Raw genomic sequence first — 23,027 nt, forward strand, 5'->3', positions numbered from 1 at the left:
GGAAATGAACCAAAGGCAGTAAAGCCCACTCACTCATTCATAAGACATGAATAACGCGAGGATTGCCGGATGCACCATGACTACCCCCTGATCACCACGCTGGCGGCCGGCTTCGGTCTGGCCCTGCTGCTGGGCCTGCTGGCGATGCGCCTGCGTTTGCCGGCGCTGCTTGGTTATCTGCTTGCCGGGGTGGTGATCGGCCCTTTCACGCCGGGCCTGGTGGCCGATGGCCAGATTGCCGCACAACTGGCCGAAATCGGCGTGATGTTGCTGATGTTCGGCGTCGGCCTGCATTTTTCGCTGGATGATCTGCTGGCGGTGAAACGCATCGCGCTGCCGGGGGCGGTGCTGCAAATTGCGGTGGCCACAGCGCTTGGCGCAGCCTTGGGTCTGAGCTGGGGTTGGGCGCCGGGGGCAGCGTTGATCTTCGGCCTGGCCCTGTCGGTGGCGAGCACGGTGGTGTTGTTGCGGGCGCTGGAAGAGGCGGGCGTGCTGGATTCGATGAATGGCCGCATCGCGGTCGGCTGGCTGGTGGTGGAAGACCTTGCGATGGTGCTGGTGCTGGTGCTCTTGCCGCCTCTGGCCGGAGTGCTGGCAGGCGGCGGCGCCGTGTCCTTCAGCGAGCTGTGGCCGGTGCTGGGCAAGACCCTGCTGCAGATCGGCGCCTTCATCGCGCTGATGCTGCTGGCCGGCCGCAAGCTGCTGCCACGCGTGCTGTGGTGGGTGGCGGCGAGTGGCTCGCGCGAGCTGTTCACACTGGGGGTGCTGGTGGCGGCGATCAGCATCGCCTACTTTGCTTCCCAGCTCTTCGGCGTGTCCTTCGCGCTGGGGGCCTTTTTCGCCGGCATGGTGATGCGTGAATCCGAATTCAGCCATCGTGCAGCTGAGGAATCGCTGCCGCTGCGCGAGGCATTCGCGGTGCTGTTCTTTGTGTCGGTGGGTATGCTCTTCGACCCGATGGTGCTGATCCGTCAGCCACTGCAGGTGCTGGCGGTGGTAGCGATCATCGTGTTCGGCAAGTCGCTGGCCGCCGCGATGCTAGTGCTGGCCTTCCGCTATCCGCTCAACACGGCGCTGACCGTGTCGGCGGCGCTGGCGCAGATCGGTGAGTTCTCCTTCATCCTCGCCGGCCTTGGCATGCAGTTGGGGCTCTTGCCGGCTGAAGGACAGAGCCTGATCCTGGCTGGCGCGCTGATCTCGATTGCCCTGAATCCCTTGCTCTTCCGCAGCGTACGGCCGCTGCTGGGCTGGTTGCGCGAACGTTCGGCGCTGGCGCGCAGCCTCGAAGCTGGGGCAGACCCGCTGGCCGGCCTGCCGCAGGAGACGCGGCCCGAATTTCTCTCCGGTCAGGTGGTTCTGCTCGGCTACGGCGGCTTGGGCCGCAGGGTGGCTGAAGCGCTTGCCGCCCAGGGCGTGCCCTATGTGGTGGTGGAGCAGCAGCGGGAGCGGGTGGCGCGCCTGCGCGAAGCGGGCATCGCCGCCGTGTGGGGCGATGCGGCCGATCCGCTGGCGCTGGTACAGGCACATGTGGCCAAAGCCGGCATGTTGTTGGTGACCGTGCCGGATGCGGTGCTGGCGCGTCAGGCTGTGAGCTGCGCGCGCGAGCTCAATCCGGGCATTGAATGCGCCGTACTCGCCGATAGCGCAGATGCCGCAGCCCTCCTCACACAGGAGCGGATCGAGCGGGTGTTCTCGGCCGAGGACGAGATGGCCCAGGCGGTCAGCCAGCATGTGCTGGGGCGTTTCGGGCATGCCTGAGAGACTGTCCCCGATCTTTGCGTTGCGCAGCAAACCGGCTGCGGCAGCACGGAGCATGCTCCGTGCTTACTCGGCCTTGCCCCCGCTGACGGTCTCTCGCTACAGATCGTGAACAGTCTTGGCACGCTCTGGCGCTATGCTGACGTGAGACTGGCGGCATTCTGGCGGGGTGCCATCCGCGTTTGATGCCGATACTGCCCTCATCTTTCAGCCGGAGGGCAAGAACATGGACCTGATCATGAATGGACAGCAGATTCGCAAACTACGTGAAGCGCGCGCCTGGTCGCAGGAGCATCTGGCGGCAGCAGCCGGGCTGAGTCTGCGCACCATCCAGCGGGTGGAGGCGGAAGGCAAGGCCTCGGCCGAAACGCGCCTGGCGCTGGCGGGCGCTTTCGGCGTGGAGTTGGCGCTGCTGACGGCGCAGGAGGCTTCGGCTCCGGCGCCGGTTCAGGAGCCGACACGCTGGCAGCTGAGCCGGGCCCAGTACCAGTTGCTGCGTCTGGCACTGGTGCTGACCGGTGTGGTGGGTGTCGACCTGTATCGCCATGCCAGCCTGACCTGGTCGCGCTGGGTGCTGCTGGGCGCCGTGCTGGTGCTGGGCCTGCGCTGGTTCAAGCGGCACTTCGTGGCGCCGCGCGAAATCTGAGCCGGCTTCCGGTCATTCTGTCGGCGCCATCCCTGGCGTTGAAGCGCGCCTGATCCGGCAGGCTGGGCGAGCCTTTCCCCGACGTTCCGGTGAAGCGCTGCCTGCCGTGCGGCAAGGAGGCTTGTTTGCTGATCGAGATTCTCAAACACACACCACTCTGGGTCTATCTGCTTTTCGCGCTTCTGCTCGCAGCGGGGCTGGCGCAAAGCAAGGACAGGCGGCTCGGTCGCGTTCGCGTCTCGACCCTTCCCCTTGTCATGGCCGGTCTGTCCTTGTACGGGCTTGTCGCGGATTTCGGCCTGGCATGGGCTGCGCTCGTGTGCTGGACGATCAGCGCCGCTGCGAGCAGCGTGGTGGGCCTGCGTTTTGCATCTCCGGGCGCTGTTACCTGGTCTGAGCAGACCCGGGAGTTCAGCGTGCCTGGCAGTTGGCTGCCACTGGTTTTGATGATGGCGATCTTTGTGATGAAGTTTGCCGTTGCGGTGGTCGTGGCAAGGCAACTTCCGCTTGCGACTGAGTCGACGTTCGTGGTCTGTGTGAGTCTTGGCTACGGTCTGTTAAGCGGTCTGTTCCTGACGCGTACGCTGCGGGTGCTGAAAGCGGCAAAGGATCAGGCCAGACTTCCGTAGCAAGCCTGTGAGCTCCCTCGGCCAGGCTATTCTAGTGCTCGAAATCAACGCGCCCTGACGCATGGCCACGACACTTTTCGCCCTCGGTTTCGCGCTGCGGGTGGCTGGCGCGGCGGCTGCGCTGGGGGCCGTCATCCGCCGCCGCAACAGCAGGCCTCCGCAGCCCTGAGTGGGGCTAATGCACGCAGCGATCCAGCTCGGCGTCATCGACCGGTGGGCTGTCCGAAATGGGCGGGCAACGCGCCGCTTCGGCGAATATCCAGGCGTGGAAGCGCCGGGTCAGCGGAGAGATGTCCGGCCCTTCCGGCGTCACGAACCAGTAAGCGCGGCTGTTCGGCAGGGTCAGCGGGAATACCTGCTGCAGGCGGCCGGCATCGAGTTCCAGCTGACACAGGCTGCGCCGGCTCAGGGCGATGCCGCGGCCATCCAGGGCGGCCTGTAGCACTAGCGCCGAATCATTGATGTAGAGACCACCCTGGGGCTCGGGCCAGTCCAGCCCGGCGCGTTCGAACCAGCCGCGCCAGAATTCGCCGTCCGAGCGCAGCAGGTGCCAGTCGCGCAGCGCTTCCGGATGGTTCAGGCGGCGGCCTGCCAGCAGGGCGGGGCTGGCGACCACCAGCATCTCGTCGCCCATGAGAAATTCGGATTGCTGACCGGGGTAGTCGCCAAAGCCGAAACGGATCGCGACATCCACGCCATCACGTGCGAAATCCAGTACCGAGGCGGTGCTGATTACGTTGAACTCGATGTCCGGCTCCTGATCCAGAAAGCTGCCGATGCGCGGCCCCAGCCAGCGCGAGGCAAACGACGGCATGGTGGTGACGGTGAGGCGGCGTGGATTGGCGCGCTGGCGCAACAAGGCCAGTGTGCGTCCGATGCCGCAGAGGGATTCATTAACCTGGCGGGCCAGCTCCTGCCCCAGTGGTGTGAGTTGCACACCACGACCCTCGCGCAGGAAGACCGCAAACCCCAGCTGTTCTTCGAGGGCGCGGATCTGGTGGCTCACGGCACTGTGGGTCACGGAGAGTTCGCTGGCTGCCGCAGAGAAGCTGCCAAGGCGGGCGGCGGCCTCGAACACTCGCAGCATGCCCAGCGGTGGGAGTCGGGCGGGCTTGTCCATGTGTGAGTTCAGCTCATGAGTGGTGGAGATAATGTCGTTTGTGGGGCGCGCTCCAGCTCTCCACAATCAGCGCATGTGCAACACATTGTCCGGAGTGAGGGTGCCGACATGCAAGATCAAATCACATTAATCAGGAATGGGGAACTGACTGTGCTGGAGGCGGCGGCAGGTACCCTGCTGGCGGTGCTGCAGGGCGAGGTGTGGCTGACCGAGGCTGGCGTGGCGCAGGACTTCGTACTGCAGAGCGGGGCCTGCCATCGTGTGCGGCAGGGCGGACGGGTGTTGATCGACGCGGCGGGTGAGGCGCGAGTGCAGATCAGCCGGGCGGGCGCGTGGGTGGCAGGGCCGGCTTCAGCCAACGGTGCCTGCACCGAAGAGCGGCTCTGCGGCTGAAGCCGCACCGGCTTGCCAGTCGTGGCAGGATTTTGTGCAGACGCGCTGGCGTGCTAATGCAAACGGCCCTCTTGCGAGGGCCGTTCTTCAATCAGCCATCAGGCCAGACTCAGGCTTTTTTCTGAGCGTCCGCCTGGATGGCGGTGAGGGCGATGGTGAACACGATGTCATCGACCAGCGCGCCGCGCGACAGATCGTTCACCGGCTTGCGCAGGCCTTGCAACATCGGGCCCACGGAGACCACGTTGGCGCTGCGTTGCACGGCTTTGTAGGTAGTGTTGCCGGTGTTCAGATCCGGGAAGATGAACACGGTGGCCTTGCCGGCGACCTTGGAGTTCGGTGCCTTGGAAGCAGCCACGTCGGCCACCGAGGCGGCGTCGTACTGCAGCGGGCCGTCCAGCGCCAGATCCGGCGCTTTTTCCTTGGCAATCGCGGTGGCTTCGGCCACCTTCACCACGTCGGCACCCGCGCCGGAAGTACCGGTGGAGTAGCTGATCATCGCGACCTTCGGATCAACGCCGAAAGCCTTGGCCGAATGTGCGCTCTGCAGGGCGATTTCGGCCAGCTCGGCGGCGTTCGGGTCCGGATTGATGGCGCAGTCGCCATACACCAGCACCTGATCCGGCATCAGCATGAAGAACACCGAGGACACGATGGAGTTGCCCGGCGCAGTCTTGATCAGCTGCAGGGCCGGACGCACGGTGTTGGCGGTGGTATGCACGGCGCCTGAGACGAGGCCGTCCACGTCGTCGGTGGCCAGCATCATGGTGCCGAGCACGACGGTATCCTGCATCTGCTCGCGGGCCTGACCCGGGGTGAGGCCCTTGCTCTTGCGCAGCTCAACCATCGGGTCGACATACTTTTCACGCACGTCGTCCGGATCGAGGATCTCCAGCGTCGGCGGCAGGGTCACGCCCTGGGCGGCCGCCACGGCCTTGATGGTTTCCGGCTTGCCGAGCAGCACACAGCGTGCGATGCCCTTTTCTTCACAGATCACGGCGGCCTTGATGGTGCGCGGCTCGTCGCCTTCCGGCAGCACGATGCGCTTCTTGGCGGCACGAGCCTTCTGGATCAGCTGGTAGCGGAAGGCCGGCGGGCTCATGCGGGTGGTGCCCGGCAGCTTCACGCAGGTCAGGATGGCGTCGGTATCGAGCTCTTCGGCCACACCGTCGAGCACCTGTTCCATGCGTTCATAGTCGTCTTCCGCCACGGCCGGCGAGAGGCGGCTGATGTTGGTAGCGGTGACGTAGCTGTCGGTATCCACACGCAGGATCGGCAGGCCGTTATCGAAAGCCTTGGCGGCGAGGTCTTGAATGCGCGGATCGATCGAGGTGGAGTGCGTCAGCAGCAGGCCGGCCAGCTGAATACCGCGCGATGCGGCCAGTGCGGTAGCGAGCATCACATCGTCACGATCGCCGGGGCAGACGACCAGGGCACAGGGGTTCAGGCGGTTGATCATATCGGCGGCGGAGCGGGCCGATACAACGGTTTCGAGCACGCGGCGCTTGGCGATTTCGCCCGGCACCAGGATTTCGGCATTCAGGTGGCGGGCCACGTCCAGGGTGCGCGGGGCGAGCAGGGCCGGGTTGTTGCGGATGGCACCCCACAGTGCGATGTCTTCCAGCGCTGCGGCGGCTTTGGCGGCATCGAACTCCGCGCCGACCTTGTTGAAGATGGTGCCGGCAACCTTGCAGCCGGCCGCGCGGAACTGGCTGGCGGTCAGGTGCACTTCGGAGGCGGCCAGTACTTCATCCTGCGCCGAAGCGACCAGCACCATTTCGGCCTGCAGGCTGCGGGCGATGTCGGCATTCAGGCGGGTGGTGTAGGAGAAGCTCGGGTCGGTGTGCAGACCTTCGATCACCAGCACATCGGCATCCTGAGCGGCGCTCATGCACAGGCTCACGATGTCTTCGAGCAGCTCGTCGATCTGGCCTTCGGAGATGCGGCCGACCACCTGGGCGGTGGAGAGGGCATTCGGGCACTCGATCTTGCAGATTTCGCGAGCGAAATGCACCGAGCGTTCGTTGGCGGTGTCGTCCTGCGTGACCGGTTTGGCGAAGCCTACGCGCAGGCCTTGGCGCTGCAGGGCGCGCACCACGCCGAGCGCGACGGAGGTAAGACCCACGTTCTGGCGGGTCGGAGCAAGGAAGAAGGTTTGCATTTTTTAATTTCCTGGAGGGGGAGAGCTAGGACGATATTTTGCTGCATTGCCACAAAATCACCAAAAGCGGAGCAATCTTAGAGCGAGCTTGCCCATAAGGGCGGGCAATTTAGCCAAGTTTTGATCTGGGCCAGACGCTGACCGGCTGCCAGCAGATGTGTCTGCCGCAGACAAGAAAACGGCCCGTCGCATGACGGGCCGCTGGTGGGCTAGACAGGCTTATTTGGCGAGCGAGCGCAGCCAGGCGATGAGGTTGTCGATGTCGCCCTTGTCCTTGGTCTTGAGGATCTTGTGCTCTTCTTCGCTGCCATCGGCCATCTTGACCTTGGGGCCCGTGGTGAGGTGCTCGAGAATCTTGGCATCGCTCAGCTTTTTGAGCTTGGCGGAGATCGAAATCAGGGAGTCCGCCTCTTTCTTCTTGTCGATGCCGTGGCACTTGAGGCAGCCCTCTTTCTTGGCGAGGGCTTCGGCGCCTGCGGCGTCCAGCGCGCTGGCCACGGGCGAGAATGCGAGGGCGGTGAGAAGCGCGCCGGAGACTGCCAACAGTTTCATTTTCATCGTGTGACTCCTTCAGTGCTGCTGTAAGTGGCTAATGCTCATGCCAGCCGGTAATCATGGTCTTGAATGTCGAGCTGATCTTCTTGCCGAAAGTGCACAGATAGACATGCGCGATCAGGAAGGCAAGCACGATGCAGGCCGAGGCGTAGTGCAGCACCGCGACCGGCAGCAGGCCATCCAGACCGAACATTTCGCCCGGTGCGAACTGCGGAAACATGAAGATCAGGCCGCTGCCGACCAGCACGGGCATGACCAGATAGATCATGAACCAGTAGGTGATGGCCTGCAGGGTGTTGAAATTCTCTTCGCGGGTGACCGGGTAAGGCTCGGCTTCCCCCTTGAATACGCCCCACAGGTAGAAACGGGTCTGCTTGAGGCAGCGCTCGAGGATGCCTGGCGGGCGGGGTACGAACTGCCACCAGTTGCCGGTTACGGCGTTGGCGACAACGAAGAAAATGTAGAGAACGACGAGCAGCAGGCCGGCCACGTTGTGGATGCGCACGGCCAGCGAGAATTCGATCAGCGGAGCCTTGCCGCCCGCAAAGTGAAGGCTGATGCCGGTGGCGATCAGGGTCAGGATCAGCAGGGCATTGCACCAGTGCCAGATGCGTACCCAGCCCGGCAGGATGTAGATCCGGCCGCCATCTTCCGGATGGCGCCGGTCAGCGTGCCGGCGTTCGCCGTGGCGATGCTCTTCAGTCATCCTTCTTCCTCCGGCGCAGGGTGTGCATCAGCACGCGCAGTGCGGCATGGACCAGCACGCCGAGCAGGGTCAGGGCCACCAGGCCGATCATCACGGAATCCAGGGCCAGATTGCGCGTGGCGCCGATGACGTAGTTCTCGCTGAGCACGACGCTGTTCATGAAGCCGAGCTTTTCCTGCTCCTGCTTGGCCAGATGGCGGTAGAGCCGCACTTTCAGGCTGGTATCCGCACTGTGGCAGCTTACGCATTTTCGCTCGGCACGATCCTTGTTGAGGATCTCGTGGGAGAGCATGTCGCCGCCGAGCGGGGTATGGCATTCCACGCAGCGTACGGCTTTCCAGTGGGTGCGCGCATTGGGCAGCCAGTCGTGGATCTCGTCGATCGGCGGACGGGCTTTTTTCTCCGGCGCGAAGCGGGCAAAGGTCTGATCGGAGTCGTGGCAGCCGAGGCAGATGCGGTTGTCCTGGGCGACGATCTTGCGCGCCTCGTCCTGATTCTTGGCGACCTTGATCGAGTGCAGGTCGTGGCAGGTGGTGCAGCTGAACTTGTCGGCGAGGTGCTTGGCATGTACCGACTTGTCGAACTCGGTCTGGATCTTGTCGGCTTTCTTGGCGTGGCAGTCCTGGCAGGTCGAAGTGTTGTCCGCCGCGTCTTTCTCGTGCGGGAAGTCGTCGTAGCCTTCGTTGTGGCACTTGGTGCAGGCGAATTTGCCGTGGTCGGCATCTTCGAAGGTCGGTTTGTCGACCAGCAGGCCGCGCAGCTTGGCCAGATCGAGATCGGCTTGCGGCGGGTGGGCCAGGCCTTCCTGCGAATGGCAGGCAAAGCATTGCTCGTTGGCCAGCTTGGCCTTGGCGATGGCTTCCGGTGAAGGGCCCGCCGCCTGTGCCAAACCACAGGCCAGCAGAAGGCTCGCAGCCAGCCTCAGTAGCTGCCGGGTCATGGCGCCCCGCATTTGAATCGGCACAAGCACATCGAAGCTTTCCTCCCTTGTCTCGAGTGCATTAGAAATCATGCCGATACATTGCCGCGATGACGTGCGTCAGGTAGTTGCCGCTTTCCTGGTTGCTGGGTAGCACGGTTGTGGGGGTATAGCCGTACTGGTAGGCGTTGTAGTAGTAGTCGCTCGAGCTGAAGCGGGCATAGATGTATTGCAGTTGCAGCGCCGATTGGCGATCGAACTTGTAGCTGCCGGTCAGCTTGAGCTGGGCGCTGCGGCTCTTGATGTCCGGCAGGTCACCGCAGGTGTAGGTGGCGGCGGCGCCGCAGGTGCTGGACTGGTAGGGCACCTGGGTGCTGTAGCGGGTGGTGGCGATCACGTAATTGAGATCTGCACCCAGATCCAGCTTGCCGCCGAACCAGTCGGAGTGTTTGACGCCCAGGCCAAGGGTGAGATCTTCATCGCGTAGCAGATTGGTCCAGTAGTTGGTGGTGTTGGCAGCGTTGAGCTGGACCAGATCGCGTTGCCGGAACTGCTGGGTGGCGTAGAGAGAGACGGCACCCTTGTCGCTGTAGGCGTAGGTGCTGTCGAGATTCAGGCTCCAGCTCTTGCCGTTCTGCACGCCGTAGAGGGAGTCGTCGTAGCTGTCGACGGCGTAGCGCCCGCCGAGTCCGAAGGAGAGTTTGTCGGTGGTTTGCCAGTTGGCGCTGCTGCGCACCTGCTGCTGCTTGCGCGAGGCATCGAACCAGGGGTAGTAGCCGAGTACGTCGCCGCCATTTACGCCGGCGCCCAGAGCATTCGAGTTGCCGGAAAAAGCGGCGCGGGCATAGCGGTCGGAAGTGGTGGTGCGATCCGAGTAGAGGTAGCCGAATTTCAGGTCAACGGTTTCGGTGGCCTTGAGGCGGTAGCTGGTGTCGAGCTTGTTTTCTGAAGTGCCGGTGGCGACCACGCAATGGGTGCCGGCCACATAGACGTTGTTGGTGGCGTAGTTGTTGCACCAGCGTTTGGTGTCGTCACGCGTCACGGCCAGATGCAGGATCTGGCCGCGCGTGACGCGGTAATCCCCGGCCAGTTCGTACTGGGTCTTGCGGGTGCTCAGCGGGGTGTTCGGATACACCGCGTTGTCCGGCAGGCCGGTGGCCGAGCCGTTGATGGCGTAGAAGTTGTAGATGTTCGAGCTGCTGCGGTTGTCGCGATCGTTGTAGCGGAAGCCTGCGTTGAGGGTCAGATTCCTGATGCTCTGGTTGCTGAGCTTGAGGTTGGCGTTTTTGGTGACGATCAGGCCGTCCATGGAAGACTGTGGCAGGGCGGCATTCATCAGCCCGGAGTCGACCGTGAAGGCTTCGTTCTGGGTGTTGCGGCCATACGAGAGGTTGCCGACCAGGCGGGTCTTTTGCGTCAGGGCGTAGCCGCCGTCGAGATTGAGCTGGTGCAGCTGGTTGCTCGGGGCTGTGCTCATGCTCTGCATGACATTGGTGCCGGCGAAGGTCTGGAAATTGACCTGGTTGTTGGCGTTGTTGAAGAAGGAGCCGAAGTAGGAGGTGGCCAGGTGCCCTTGCTCGTTGGCCCAGTTGAGGGCCATCGAGAAGGTGTCGGTCTGGGATTTGGTCGGGTTCGGCAGGATGGCGATGGTCTGGCCGGTTGCACCGCCGGTGCGGTAGGCCGCGCCGAAGGCCATCAGCTTGGAGCCACTCTGGTCGAGATGGTTGAAGTCCATGGACGCGCTGAGGCTGGGGCTCAGGTGCACCACCCCGTTGAAGAAGGTGTTTTCGCGTGTGCTGCTGATGTCCTTGTTCTGGAAGGCACCGCGCTGGGTGGCCGTGAGGGCGTTGGTATTGCTGGCGGTGCCGAAGTTGGCGGGCAGGGTGAAGCTGTTGTCGCCGCTGTTGCCGGAGTAGGGCGATTGGTAGCTGTCGGTAATGAGGTGTTGCAGGCTGTCGTAACCAAAACCGAAGCGCCACAGGCCTTGCTGGCTGGCGTTGGCATTGAGGCTGCGTGAGCTCAGGCCGAGGTTCTCGCCGCTGATCGACCAGCGTGTCAGCCCGCCTTTCTCGTTCTGGCTGTAGCCGTCACCGCCGCGCAGGTCGAGGTTCAGGTTGAAGTAAGTGCCGTTCTTGCCCAGGCCGTTGTACTCGCCGAATTTGGCCGAGTCGTTGGAGACGCCGATCAGACCGGCCTCGACGCTGTTGCCTGGGTTCTTGAGGGCGGCTTCGTCGGCCTGGGCCTGCATGCAGAAGAGCGCGCCGGCGACCGCGAGATAGACCGGATTGAAGCGGGCGCAGGTGTGATGACGTGTGTTCATGATGGGTTCCTCCTGTCATCAACGCAGCAGATAGCCGCCGGCCGGGCTATTTGAGCCGTGGACCTGGACGTGGCAGTTCATGCAGGCACGCCCGGTGGCGCTGCCGCTGATGTTGGCGCCGGTAAAGCCGCCCTGGCGGCCAGCAGCGTTCGGCCCGATCGGTGTTCGGCTGATGTGTGGGCCGTCATGGCACTCGTCGCAGAGGATCGGCGAGCGCGATTTGAGCAGCGGCGAAATGTTCGAGCCGTGAGGCGTGTGGCAGGCTGCGCAGTCTTCCACCACGGGCTGGTGCTCGAAGAGCATCGGCCCGCGCTTGTCGGCATGGCACAGGTAGCAGGTTTCGTTGAGCGTGGCCTTCTTGAGCATCTTGGGGCCGAGGCCGCCATGCGAGTTGTGGCAGTCCGAGCAGGCCGTCTTGCCGACCGTGATCGGGTGGGCCGAGATCTTGTGGCTGTCGGCACGCTGCTCCTTGTGGCAGGTGTAGCAGACTTCCGGCTGGGTCATCTTGCTGAGCACCTTGTCGCGCGGGGTGTGTGCTACATGGCAGTCGTTGCAGGACACGCCGTTGGCCGGATGCTGGCTGCCGGTCCAGTTGTTGTGCTTCACGCTGGCCTTGTGGCAGCTGAGGCATTGATCGGCGCGGGTGTGGTCTTCCGAAAGCTTGTAAGCGCCTTTCTTGAACACCACGTCGGGCGCCGGCCGTTCCTTGGCGCCGGCGGGCACTTTCACGTGCTTGTCGCTCTCGCCGTGACAAGCCTGACACGAGGGGGCACGCGGATCGCCCTTCACGCCGTGCTTGGTCTGGTAGATGGAGAGCACCGGCATTGGCTCGTCTTCGTCATGGCAGCGCGTGCACACGGCGTCTCGCTTGACGGCCTGTTCCGCCGTGCGAGCCGGGGAGGTGCTGCTCCCCAGATCCGGCAGGACCGGTTCGGCCGCCGCCAAGTCTGCGGCGCCTACCAGGCTCGCCAGCAGCACACAGATGCCCATCAGTTTGCGCATGCTCGTCATTTGTCCGCCCCTCACCTCAACGCCGCGCAGATGTCCGTCCGGACATTCGCCTGTCACCGCTGCTGTTGTCCGCCCTGTTTCGCGCCTCTGATGGCGGATTCGGACGGTAATAACTTGCAAGACCAAGTAAGTTTTTATCAAGACACGCCCATGAACTATAGGAATGCCCTTGCGCTAGAGCAGGGAATTTTTTACAGCCCCTGCAAGGCGTGTTGCTTTTTGTTAACAGCACCCCTAACGAGCTCTGTCTGCAGCCATTGCGGCCAAAGTGCTGCGGGTTTGAGGGCTGGGGCTAGAATTCGCTGCCCCATTTGATCCGCCACAATCGCGCATGCCCCCGAATCCTCTTCCTTCCTGTCGCTTTGCCATCATTGGCGCCGGCCCTGCCGGGCTGATGGCGGCCGAGCAACTGGCCGCGGCCGGCCATGCTGTCGAGGTTTTCGATGCCATGCCTTCGGTGGGGCGCAAGTTCCTGATGGCTGGCAAGGGCGGCATGAACATCACCCACTCCGAGCCGCTGCCGGATTTCATCGCTCGCTACGGTGCGCGTGCGGACTGGCTGGCGCCGCTGCTGCAGGATTTCGGCCCGGAAGCCCTGCGGGCCTGGATTCATGGGCTCGGCGTGGACACCTTTATTGGTAGCTCCGGTCGCGTTTTCCCGACTGAAATGAAGGCCGCCCCCTTGCTGCGGGCCTGGCTGCATCGCCTGCGCGAAGCGGGTGTGGTCTTCCATGTGCGGCATCGCTGGCTGGGCTGGACCGATTCGGGCGACTTACGCTTTTCGACGCCGGAGGGCGAAGTGCGGCGGAACCCGGCCGCCACGTTGCTGGCCCTGGGAGGGGCGAGCTGGCCGCAACTGGGCTCGGACGCGGCCTGGCTGCCCTGGCTGGCTGCGCGTGGGGTGGTGATCGAGCCCCTGCAGCCGGCGAACTGCGGTTTCGACGTGGGCTGGAGCGAACACTTCCGCGCGCGTTTCGTCGGCGAGCCCCTGAAGAACGTGGTGGCGCGCTGCGGCGGGCCGGATGGCCGCCTCTGGCAGCGTGCCGGGGAGTGTCTGATCAGTGCCACGGGCATCGAGGGCGGCTTGATCTATGCGCTGTCCGCGCCGCTGCGCGAGCTCTTGCGGGTGGATGGCCGCGCCAGGCTGGCGCTGGATCTGCTGCCGGATTTCAGTGCTGAGCGGGTGGCGACCGAGGTTGCCCATCCACGCGGCGCCCGCTCGCTCTCGTCCCATTTGCAGAGCCGCCTGGGCCTCAAAGGCGTGAAGCTGGGTCTGCTCTACGAATGCCTTGGCAAGGCCGCGATGCGAGATCCGGTGCAGCTGGCAGCTGCGATCAAGGCCTTGCCGCTCGAACTGGTGGCGCCACGACCGATTGCCGAAGCCATCAGTACGGCCGGAGGCATCCGTATCGAAGAATGCGATGCGAACCTGATGCTGGCCCGGCTTCCTGGGGTGTTCGTGGCCGGCGAGATGCTCGATTGGGAAGCGCCTACCGGCGGCTATCTGCTCACTGCCTGTTTTGCGACTGGCCGGGCGGCCGGGCAGGGCACACTGCGCTGGCTGGCCGGGCGTTGAGCAAGCGGCCAGCGGCCGCCGCTTGAACGAGAAAAAGCCCTGCCAGCTTTCACTGACAGGGCGCAGGGTGCTACGGGAGGAACTGAATAGCTTCTTAAGCGGGGCTCTGGCCGCGCAGCATGGCGTTGGCCTTGATGCGGTCCAGATCGGCCTGCTCGCGCCCTTCGCGCGAGCTGCGCATGGCGCGATACCACTGACTCATGGCGGCGCGGGCGGCTTCCGGGCCGTTGGCCTGTTCAAGTGCATCGATCACGTCAATGGCCGTCACCCCGAGGCTCTCGCGGGCACGGCTGACCATGAAGTCCGAAGCACTTTCCCAGCCGTCGGGCAGATCCGGGTCAGCCATATTGTTGATACGTTCGGCAAGCGAGGCGGGCGGGGTCTGGCCGGCTTCCTCGATCAGGCCGCGCTGCATCAGTTCATGCAGGTCGGCGGCCACGTTGCGGTCCGGCACCATGCTGCCGAGGGTAAAGACGGTGCGCTGGCCGTCCGCCAGCAGGAGCAGGCGGCGCAAGCCGGCGGGCAGGCTGGTATCGTGATTGGCAATCAGGCGGGCCCCGAAGGGGCTTTTGCGGGGCACGAAATCGTTGGGGAAGACGCTGGACATCCGGAGCTCCTGAACAAAAAATGTGTGACAAAAGTCACTTAATTGTGCGAAGCAGCAGAGCGATAGCGAATAGATAAATTCGATTTGTGCCGGCGAGCACGACGAGCGGTTTATTCCTGCCCAAAAACAAATTCAAGTGACTGATTTATAATGAAAACAGACCGAAGGGCAGGGTGTGCCGGCAGGCTTTCCGGTGCCCGCTTCAGCCTGCCCAGAGGGGTTGGCGGGCTACAATGGCAGCCTTCGTTTCACCGGTTGTTGTTCCGATGCTGTCCCACCTGAATCCTCCCCAGCGCGAAGCCGTGAAGTATCTCGACGGCCCCTGCCTCGTGCTGGCTGGCGCAGGCAGCGGCAAGACCCGCGTGATCACCCAGAAGATCGCCTACATGGTGCAGGAGTGCGGGCTGGAGGCGCGCAACATCGCCGCCATCACCTTCACCAACAAGGCCGCGCGCGAGATGCAGGAACGCGTCGGCAAGCTGCTCGATGCGCGCTCGGCGCGCCAGCTCACGGTGTGCACCTTCCATGCGCTGGGGGTGCGCATCGTGCGCCAGGAGGCCAAGCTGGTCGGCCTGAAGCCGCAGTTCTCGATCCTCGACACCTCGGACATCCACCAGATCCTCGCCGAGCTTTCCGGCAACGCCGACAAGGCCATGCTCAAAGGCATCCAGTGGGCCATCTCGGGCTGGAAGAACGCGCTGATCACGCCGAGTGAGGCGGTCAAGCTGGTCAATGACGAGATGACCCACGCTGCCGCCAAGATCTACCCGGCTTACGAGAAGACCCTGCGCGCCTATCAGGGCGTGGACTTCGACGACCTGATCGCGCTGCCGGTGCGGCTGTTTGATACCGAACCGGAGGCGTTGGAGCGTTGGCGCTCCAAGCTGCGCTACCTCTTGGTCGATGAGTATCAGGACACCAACAAGGCCCAGTACAAGCTCCTGCGCCAGCTTGCCGGCGAGCGCGGTGCCTTCACCGCCGTGGGCGACGACGATCAGGCCATCTACGCCTGGCGCGGTGCAGACGTGGAAAACCTGCACCTTCTGCAGCGCGACTACCCGCAGCTGCGCATCATCAAGCTGGAGCAGAACTACCGCTCAAGCAACCGTATCCTGAACGCGGCCAACACCCTGATCGCCAATAACGAGAAGCTCTTCGAGAAGAAGTTGTGGAGCGAGCACGGCCTTGGCGAACCGATCCAGATCAGCATGGCACGCGAGCCGGAGCACGAGGCGGAGCTGGTGGCGATGAAGCTCACCGCGCACAAGTTCGAGTTCAAGACGGCCTTCTCCGACTACGCCATCCTCTATCGCGGCAACCATCAGGCCCGCGTGATCGAGCAGAAACTGCGCAGCCACCACATCCCTTACGTGATGTCCGGCGGGCAGAGCTTCTTCGATCGCGCCGAGATCCGCGACCTGCTTTCCTATCTGCGCCTGATGGCCAATGAGGATGATGATCTGGCCTTCATCCGAGCCATCACCACGCCACGCCGCGGAGTGGGCGCCGCCACGCTGGAAGCGCTCGGCAGCTACGCGGCCACGCGCGGCAGCAGCCTCTTCGTCGCGGCGTTTGAAGAAGGGGTGGCCGAGCATCTGGCGGCACGCCAGCTCGAAGGCGTGCTCAAGTTCGGGCGTTATATCAAGGAGCTCGCCCACCGCGCCCACAAGGAGTCCGCCGGCGTGTTGCTGGAGGAATTGCTGCGCACCATCGGCTATCAGGCCTGGCTGATGGAAAGCTGCGAGGTCAAGGAAGCCGAAACCAAGTGGCGCAATGTGCGCGACTTCGTCGACTGGCTCAGTCGCAAGGGCGATGAAGACCAGAAGACCCTCCACGATCTGGTGCAGACCATCGCGCTGATCAACATGCTCGACAAGGGCAACGAGGACGAGGCGGATGCGGTGCAGTTGGCCACGCTCCACGCCAGCAAGGGCCTGGAGTGGCCGCATGTGTTCCTGATCGGCGTGGAAGAAGGCATGTTGCCGCACCAATCGAGCATTGATGAGGACAAGATCGAGGAAGAACGCCGCCTGATGTACGTCGGCGTGACCCGGGCGCAGAGGAGTCTCACCATCACCGTGTGTGAGACGCGTCGCGTGGCCGGCGAGCGCAAGCTGGTCGACCCTTCACGTTTCATTGATGAAATGGGCGATGGCCTCAAGCGCGCCGGCAAGGACGACGCGCCTGTCAGCAAGGAAGAAGGCAAAGCTCGCTTTGCTGGCCTGATGGCAATGCTGCAGAAGTAATTCCATTTCCAGACCTAGTGCAGCGTTTTGCTCTTCTTGCGACATAAAATGCGTATTTCCCGCCGATACTTCGTTGAAAATCCGCGCAATAGCTCGCTATTGCTGTGGTTTTCGCCTCGTTTCGACGAGACAGCCATCATTTTTATAAGTCGCAATCTACGCGAAACACTGCACTAGCCTGTCTTTGTCGACTTCCGCTTGCCGTACTCCAGCACTGATCTGCGTTTCGTCTTCGCGACATCCTTGGCCTGGAAATGGAATCAGCGCCACATTTCCTGACCCTTCCTTGACCCTTCCTTGACCTTTCCTTACCCGCGGTTATCAGCACTTAACCCAGGCCGCGGGAATAATGAGCCTACTTTCCTCCGTCATGCGCCGGCCGCCCGCCGGCCACCCGCCTCATCGTGAAAAACCTTCCTTCAAGCTGGTTCCGCCTGCGCAACGTCGTGCTGGCGCTTGTCGCTCTGCTGGCGTTCGGCGGGCTCGCCGCCTATTTTCTGGCGCCGCCTCCGCGCCCTTCTTACCTGACTGCGCCAGTCACAAAGGCGGATCTGGAGGAAGCGGTGCTGGCCACTGGCACTGTGCAGGCCTACAAGCAGGTCAACGTGGGCGCCCAGGTCTCCGGGCAGATCAAGCGTCTGGCCGTGAAATTGGGCGACAAGGTGGTGGCCGGTGATCTGATCGCGGAGATCGACTCGCTGACCCAGCAGAACACCCTGCGTAACGCTGAAGCCGCGCTGCAGAACACCCAGGCTCAGCTCGCTGCCAAGCAGGCCACCCTGAAGCAGGCCGAGTTCGCCTTCCAGCGTGCCGAGCAGTTGCTGCAGCAGGATGCCGGCTCACGCGAGAGCTTCGAGGCGAGTGAGGCCACCTTGAACGCAACCCGCGCCGAGATCCGCGCGCTCGAAGCCCAGATCGCCCAGGGCAGGATCAGCGTCGACACTGCCCGCCTGAACCTCGGCTACACCCGCATCGTGGCGCCGATGGCCGGTACCGTGGTGGCCCTGATCAACCAGGAAGGGCAGACGGTAAATGCCAACCAGAGCACGCCGACCATCATCAAGCTGGCGCGCATGGATACCGTGACGATCAAGGCCCAGATCTCGGAGGCCGACGTGACCCGCGTGAAGCCAGGCCAGAAGGTGTATTTCACGATTCTCGGCGAGCCGAGGAAGCGGTACAGCAGCACCTTGCGCGCGCTTGAGCCGGCGCCCGATTCGATCAGCACCGATTCCACTACCAGCAGCACGACCAGCACCACCTCCACCAGCACCGCGATCTACTACAACGGCCTGCTCGACGTGCCCAACCCCGATGACAAGCTGCGCATCTCGATGACCACCCAGGTCCGCGTGCTGCTCGCGGAAGCAAAGGAAGCACTCAGCATTCCGGCAGTTGCATTGGGTGAGCGCCTTCGTCCGGATAGCCCGGCTCGCGCGCCGAAGGCCGGCCACCCTCCCTCGGATATTCCGCCGGGTGAGCCGAGCCGAGAGCGGAACGGCCCAGCAACCGAGCAGGCTGAAGCGCCTAGCGCCCTCTACAGCGTGCGGGTGCTTGGCAAGGATGGTCAGCCTGAAATGCGTCAGGTGAAGATCGGCATCAACAACAAGACCAATGCCCAGGTGCTGGAAGGCTTGAGCGAGGGTGAGCAGGTGATTCTGGGCGAGGCCACCGCAGATACGCCGACCTCTACCACGCGCCGCCGCATGGGCCCGCCGCCAATGTAAGGGAACGCCGGAAATGGTTCTGGCGGCCTCGTCGCGCCTGGCCAGAACCGCTTCGTGTCACTTCGCCCCACTTTGCAGCGCTTCCTGGATACGCAGGCCATCAGCATGAACACCCCTCTTCTCGAACTGCAGGATCTCTGCCGCGATTACCCCGCTGGCGAAGGCAAGCTGCGCGTGCTCGACCAGGTCAATCTCGCCATCCAGGCCGGCGAGATGGTGGCCATCGTCGGTGCCTCCGGCTCTGGCAAGTCGACCCTGATGAACATCCTCGGCTGCCTCGATCGGCCCACTGAGGGCAGCTATCGTGTGGCCGGCCGCGCTACCGGCAGCCTCGCGCCGGACGAGCTGGCGCAGCTGCGCCGCGAACACTTCGGTTTTATCTTTCAGCGCTACCACTTGCTTGCGGATCTCGATGCTCAGGGCAACGTCGAGATTCCGGCGATCTATGCTGGCAGTGAGCGGCGCGAGCGCCACCAGCGCGCCCGTCGGATTCTCGAGCGCCTGGGGCTCGCCGATCGCCTTCATCACCGCCCCGGCCAGCTCTCTGGCGGCCAGCAGCAGCGTGTGTCGATTGCGCGGGCGCTGGTCAACGGTGGCCAGGTGATCCTTGCCGACGAGCCGACCGGCGCGCTCGACACGCACAGCGGTCAGGAAGTCATTGCGGTGCTCAAGGAGCTGCACGCCGAGGGCCATACGATCATCATCGTGACCCACGACATGCAGGTCGCGAGTCATGCCCATCGCATCATCGAGATCAGTGACGGACGTATCACGGCCGACCGTAGCAGCGTGCCGGCCGCCGCCTTAGCGGCCCGTCCTGCGCCGCCGCCGGTGCCTCCCGTCGCACGCCCGTGGCTGGCGCTGCGTGACCGCCTCGGCGAGGCCTTCCGGATGGCGCTGGTGGCGATGGCCGCACACCGCATGCGCACCTTCCTGACCATGCTCGGCATCATCATCGGTATCGCCTCGGTGGTGTCGGTCGTGGCCTTGGGGCAGGGTACGCGGGCCAGTGTGTTGAAGGACATCGCCTCGATGGGCACCAACACCATCGATGTCTATCCCGGCGCTGGCTTTGGCGACATGCGCTCGGGCGCAGTGCGCACCCTCGTCTCGGCCGATGCTGAAGCGCTGGCCGAGCAGGCTTATGTGGACAGCGTCACGCCCAGCGTATCCGGCTCCAAGACCCTGCGCTTCGGCAACATCTCCGCCAGCGGCAACGTCAATGGCGTGGGTGCCCAGTACTTCCGCGTGCGCGGCCTCGAGTTCGCCGAGGGGCGAGCCTTCGACAAGCAGAGCGAGGAGGAACTGGCGCAGGACGTGGTTATCGACGAAAACACCCGCAAGGCCCTCTTCGGCAATCAGCGCCGGGTTGTTGGCGAGGTGATCCTGCTCGGTGCCTTGCCGGCGCGGGTGGTGGGCGTCACCAAGAAGAAGGAAAGCGGCTTCGGTAACAACGACAGCCTCAACGTGTGGGTGCCCTACACCACCGCCCAGGCTCGCATCCTCGGCCAGTACTACCTGAAGAGCATCACCGTGCGGATGAATGACGGGATCTCCACCGCCGCCGCCGAGCAGGGCATCAATAAGCTCATGCTGCTGCGCCATGGCCGCGAGGACTTCTATCTCTTCAACTCCGACAGTGTGCGCCAGACCATCGAGAAGACTACCGCCACCATGACCCTGCTGATCTCGGCGATTGCCGTGATCTCGCTGGTGGTGGGCGGCATCGGGGTGATGAACATCATGCTCGTGTCGGTGACTGAGCGTACCCGCGAGATCGGGGTGCGCATGGCGGTCGGCGCACGTCAGGGCGACATCATGCAGCAGTTCCTGATCGAGGCTGTGCTGGTCTGCCTCGCTGGCGGCGTGCTCGGCGTTCTGCTGGCGCGCCTTGTCGGCGTGCTGGTCAGTCAATTCGCGCCGGATTTCCAGATGCTCTACTCCACTGCCGCCATCATCGCCGCCTTCGGCTGCTCCACCCTGATCGGCCTGATCTTCGGCTTCATGCCGGCACGCAATGCCGCCCGTCTCGACCCGGTCGATGCGCTGGCGCGGGAATGAACATGAACTTCAAGCGCACCTCCCTCTCCGCCCTGATCGCCCTGAGTCTGCTCAGCGGCTGCGCCAGCCTCACCCGCACGGACTACCAGACGCCTGCCGCTGAGGTACCGGCGCAGTGGCAGCATGCCGGCGAAGCCGTGCCGCAAGCCGTACCGGCCCGCTGGTGGCTGGCCTTCGGTGATCCCCGCCTGAATGCCCTGATCGAGGAGGCCCTGGCGCGCAATCCCGATCTCGCCGCTGCCGCCATCAAACTCAAGCGTGCTCGCCTGCAGGCTGGCCTCAGTGCGGATGCGATGAATCCGGTGCTCTCCGCGAGCGCCAGCGATACGCGCGGCCAGCAGCTGCGTTACGGTCAGGAATCCACCCGCAGTGCCACCGGCCGCCTTGCATTGAGCTGGGAGGCCGATCTGTGGGGCAAGCTCGCACATGCCCGCGATGCCGCAGACTGGGAAGCGCTGGCCACCGCACAGGATCGCGAGGCGACCGCGCTGTCCCTCACCGGCAGCGTTGCCAGCCTGTACTGGAAGCTGGCCTGGCTGAACCAGCGCATCGATCTGTCCAGGCAGAACATCAGCCATGTCGAAACCACCCTGGCCCTGGCCCTGCGCAAGTTTGAGGCCGGCTCGGTGTCGAAGCTCGATGTGCTGCAGGCGGAGCAGGATCTGGCCAGCCTGCGCGCCAGCCATACCCAGCTGCTGCAGCAACGCGAGGAGAGTCGCAGCGCCTTCGCTTTGCTCTTCGATGGCGTCAGCAAGGATTTCGCCGAGCCGGCGCATCTGCCTGAAGCGGCCTTGCCGGCGGTGGATGCCGGCCTGCCGGCGAGCCTGCTGGCCCGGCGCCCGGATCTTGCCGCGGCCGAGCTGCGTCTGCGCAGCACGCTGGCCACGGCTGACGCCACTCGCGCCAGCTACTACCCCGGTCTGAGCCTCACCGGCTCGCTCGGCACCAGCAGCACCAGCCTGCTGCAGCTGCTGAACAATCCGATTGCGGGTGTGATGGCCGAACTGAGCCTGCCCTTCCTGCAATATCAGGAAATGAAGCTCAAAAACGGGGTGGCGCGGGCGGATTACGAGCTGGCCGCGCTGCAGTTCCGCCAAAGCCTGTATGCCGCGCTGGGCGAGGTGGATACCGCCCTGTCGGCGCGCAGCCAGTACCGGGCCCAGGGCGAACATCTGGAGCGCTCGCTGCGCGCAGCCGAAGCCGCCGAGAAAATCAACGAGCTGCGCTACCGTAGCGGCGCCATCCCGCTGCAGACCTGGCTCGATTCACAGCAGACACGCCGCAGCGCCGAGGCGGCGCTGGCCGACAATCGTTACAACCAGTTCGCCGCGCACGCCAGCCTGAGCCTCGCACTGGGCGGCAGTGCGGATCTGTAGGGCCGGCTTCGGACGCCGGGGCCCGAGCCAAGCTTTGCATGGACGCTGCTGAAGCCGCACCTGCAAAAGGGGATCCAGCCAGCTTCGCATTGGATCTGTAGGGCCGGCTTCAGCCGGCCGGGCCCGAGCCAAAAACTTGCGTGGATGAGGCTGAAGCCGCACCGACTGGCACGGGCACGTCGAAATGCATCCGGGCTACATGCAAAAGTAAGCCCTCAGGAGAGCCCGGTCATCGGTTCGTCGCGCTCCCAGTCCGGGTCGGTCTTGGCGCGCAACTTACGCTTGCGCCAGCCGAGCAGGCTCATCAGCACGCTGACTAGCGGCACGGGCTGGAAGGCAGAAAAAGGTGTTTTTGGGCGGCGGGCGCGGAGGGAGGGCATGATCGTCATCTCTGGCTGGGGCAGGCTCGGTGCGGCCCGCTGTTTCCAGCTTGGTTGAGCAATCAGGGCACAGCCAATAGCGCTTTTGAATCGCGGCAGAAAATTGCTTTCTGCCTCTGCCAACGTCAGCCGGAGCGCGGCTTTCCGAACCGCCCGGCCGTTCGGGCAGGGTGTGGCCAGCTTCAGACGCCGGTGCGCTCACCCCAGATGATGCGGTGCATCTGCAGCTGCATGCGTACCGTCAGGCGATCGCGCAGGATCCATGCAGCCAGGTCCTGCGGGTCCAGCTTGCCCTGCACCGGCGACAGCAGCACCGTGCAGCGCGAGGTGAGGCCGTGCTCGGCCAGCACCGCGCGGGTCCACTGATAGTCGGCCTCATCTGCGACCACGACCTTGATCTCGTCCTGTGCCGTGATGTGGGCGAGATTGCTCCACAGGTTCTTGTCTACTTCGCCGGAGCCGGGCGCCTTCAGATCCATGATCTTAGAGACGCGCGCATCGACTTCGCTTACATCCAGCGCGCCACTGGTCTCCAGCGACACCGAGTAGCCCGCGTCGCACAGCGCGGTGAGCAGTGTGAGGCAGGGCTTCTGCGCCAGCGGCTCGCCGCCGGTGACGCAGACATGGCGCGCACCATAGCCGGCAACTTCCGCGAGGATGTCTTCCAGCTCGCGCATCTTGCCGCCGGTGAAGGCGTATTCGGTGTCGCACCACACACAGCGCAGCGGGCAGCCGGTGAGGCGCACGAACACCGTTGGCAGGCCGACACGGGTGGATTCGCCCTGTAGCGAGTGGAAAATCTCGCTGATGCGCAGGCGGGGTGCTGCTGCAGCCAT

General features: G+C 64.1%; 19 protein-coding genes. 9 read left to right on the forward strand and 10 right to left on the reverse strand.

All coding sequences use genetic code 11. From position 1 onward, the window contains the following. The first annotated feature begins 69 nt into the window (after nt 1-69). The 3 genes from ybaL (at nt 70) to Q3Y64_RS10140 (ending at nt 3,033) form a co-directional block, all read left to right on the forward strand. On the forward strand, nt 70-1,758 hold the full coding sequence (ybaL, locus tag Q3Y64_RS10130; RefSeq protein WP_101940553.1) for a YbaL family putative K(+) efflux transporter: 1,689 nt from the start codon (nt 70-72) through the stop codon (nt 1,756-1,758). A gap of 226 nt (nt 1,759-1,984) precedes the next feature. Next, a complete protein-coding gene (locus tag Q3Y64_RS10135) occupies nt 1,985-2,404 on the forward strand; it encodes a helix-turn-helix domain-containing protein (protein ID WP_303561511.1) in 420 nt (139 codons plus the stop codon). Nucleotides 2,405-2,529: 125 nt separating this feature from the next. Then, a complete protein-coding gene (locus Q3Y64_RS10140) occupies nt 2,530-3,033 on the forward strand; it encodes a DUF6622 family protein (RefSeq protein ID WP_303561513.1) in 504 nt (167 codons plus the stop codon). Nucleotides 3,034-3,208: 175 nt separating this feature from the next. Here Q3Y64_RS10140 and gcvA read toward each other — a convergent pair whose 3' ends face one another. Continuing rightward, nucleotides 3,209-4,153, reverse strand: a complete 945-nt coding sequence (gene gcvA / locus Q3Y64_RS10145) for a transcriptional regulator GcvA (RefSeq protein WP_303561515.1) — start codon at nt 4,151-4,153, stop codon at nt 3,209-3,211. A 108-nt stretch (nt 4,154-4,261) separates the two neighbouring features. Here gcvA and Q3Y64_RS10150 point away from each other — a divergent pair, with 108 nt between their 5' ends. Further along, nucleotides 4,262-4,546, forward strand: a complete 285-nt coding sequence (locus Q3Y64_RS10150) for a DUF2917 domain-containing protein (RefSeq protein WP_170022127.1) — start codon at nt 4,262-4,264, stop codon at nt 4,544-4,546. Nucleotides 4,547-4,655: 109 nt separating this feature from the next. Here the strand turns inward: Q3Y64_RS10150 and pta are convergent, their stop codons facing one another. The 6 genes from pta to Q3Y64_RS10180 all read right to left on the reverse strand — a co-directional run bounded on the left by pta (nt 4,656) and on the right by Q3Y64_RS10180 (nt 12,209). After that, nucleotides 4,656-6,707: a phosphate acetyltransferase gene (gene pta / locus Q3Y64_RS10155; protein WP_101940559.1), complete on the reverse strand. Its 2,052-nt coding sequence runs from the start codon at nt 6,705-6,707 to the stop codon at nt 4,656-4,658. A gap of 219 nt (nt 6,708-6,926) precedes the next feature. Next, nucleotides 6,927-7,265, reverse strand: coding sequence for a c-type cytochrome (locus Q3Y64_RS10160; RefSeq protein ID WP_303561518.1), 339 nt, complete (start codon nt 7,263-7,265; stop codon nt 6,927-6,929). A gap of 31 nt (nt 7,266-7,296) precedes the next feature. Beyond that, nucleotides 7,297-7,968, reverse strand: coding sequence for a cytochrome b/b6 domain-containing protein (locus Q3Y64_RS10165; RefSeq protein WP_101940561.1), 672 nt, complete (start codon nt 7,966-7,968; stop codon nt 7,297-7,299). After that, a complete protein-coding gene (locus tag Q3Y64_RS10170; protein ID WP_303561521.1) occupies nt 7,961-8,908 on the reverse strand; it encodes a cytochrome c3 family protein in 948 nt (315 codons plus the stop codon). Before Q3Y64_RS10170 ends, Q3Y64_RS10165 begins: the two co-directional genes overlap by 8 nt. Before the next feature lie 61 nt (nt 8,909-8,969). Next, entirely contained in the window at nt 8,970-11,207 is a 2,238-nt protein-coding gene (locus tag Q3Y64_RS10175; RefSeq protein WP_303561522.1) for an MtrB/PioB family decaheme-associated outer membrane protein, read from the reverse strand. A gap of 18 nt (nt 11,208-11,225) precedes the next feature. Continuing rightward, entirely contained in the window at nt 11,226-12,209 is a 984-nt protein-coding gene (locus tag Q3Y64_RS10180) for a DmsE family decaheme c-type cytochrome (RefSeq protein WP_303561524.1), read from the reverse strand. Between the two features lie 340 nt (nt 12,210-12,549). Here Q3Y64_RS10180 and Q3Y64_RS10185 point away from each other — a divergent pair, with 340 nt between their 5' ends. Then, entirely contained in the window at nt 12,550-13,794 is a 1,245-nt protein-coding gene (locus Q3Y64_RS10185) for a TIGR03862 family flavoprotein (RefSeq protein WP_303561526.1), read from the forward strand. 94 nt (nt 13,795-13,888) lie between these two features. Here the strand turns inward: Q3Y64_RS10185 and Q3Y64_RS10190 are convergent, their stop codons facing one another. Continuing rightward, nucleotides 13,889-14,401, reverse strand: a complete 513-nt coding sequence (locus tag Q3Y64_RS10190; protein WP_303561528.1) for a hypothetical protein — start codon at nt 14,399-14,401, stop codon at nt 13,889-13,891. Between the two features lie 266 nt (nt 14,402-14,667). On the opposite strand from Q3Y64_RS10190, the gene Q3Y64_RS10195 reads away from it, so the two are divergent. The 4 genes from Q3Y64_RS10195 to Q3Y64_RS10210 all read left to right on the forward strand — a co-directional run bounded on the left by Q3Y64_RS10195 (nt 14,668) and on the right by Q3Y64_RS10210 (nt 21,811). Then, on the forward strand, nt 14,668-16,647 hold the full coding sequence (locus Q3Y64_RS10195) for a UvrD-helicase domain-containing protein (RefSeq protein ID WP_303561712.1): 1,980 nt from the start codon (nt 14,668-14,670) through the stop codon (nt 16,645-16,647). A gap of 404 nt (nt 16,648-17,051) precedes the next feature. Continuing rightward, nucleotides 17,052-18,374, forward strand: a complete 1,323-nt coding sequence (locus Q3Y64_RS10200) for an efflux RND transporter periplasmic adaptor subunit (RefSeq protein ID WP_303561530.1) — start codon at nt 17,052-17,054, stop codon at nt 18,372-18,374. Nucleotides 18,375-18,479: 105 nt separating this feature from the next. Then, on the forward strand, nt 18,480-20,435 hold the full coding sequence (locus tag Q3Y64_RS10205; RefSeq protein WP_101941005.1) for a MacB family efflux pump subunit: 1,956 nt from the start codon (nt 18,480-18,482) through the stop codon (nt 20,433-20,435). 2 nt (nt 20,436-20,437) lie between these two features. Then, nucleotides 20,438-21,811, forward strand: a complete 1,374-nt coding sequence (locus Q3Y64_RS10210; protein WP_303561532.1) for an efflux transporter outer membrane subunit — start codon at nt 20,438-20,440, stop codon at nt 21,809-21,811. Between the two features lie 215 nt (nt 21,812-22,026). On the opposite strand, the gene Q3Y64_RS10215 is transcribed toward Q3Y64_RS10210, so the two are convergent. Next, entirely contained in the window at nt 22,027-22,191 is a 165-nt protein-coding gene (locus Q3Y64_RS10215; RefSeq protein ID WP_303561533.1) for a hypothetical protein, read from the reverse strand. Between the two features lie 182 nt (nt 22,192-22,373). Then, a complete protein-coding gene (gene queE, locus Q3Y64_RS10220) occupies nt 22,374-23,027 on the reverse strand; it encodes a 7-carboxy-7-deazaguanine synthase QueE (protein ID WP_101940567.1) in 654 nt (217 codons plus the stop codon).

Origin of the sequence: Uliginosibacterium sp. 31-12 (assembly GCF_030548425.1) — a bacterium.
Classification (GTDB): domain Bacteria; phylum Pseudomonadota; class Gammaproteobacteria; order Burkholderiales; family Rhodocyclaceae; genus Uliginosibacterium; species Uliginosibacterium aquaticum.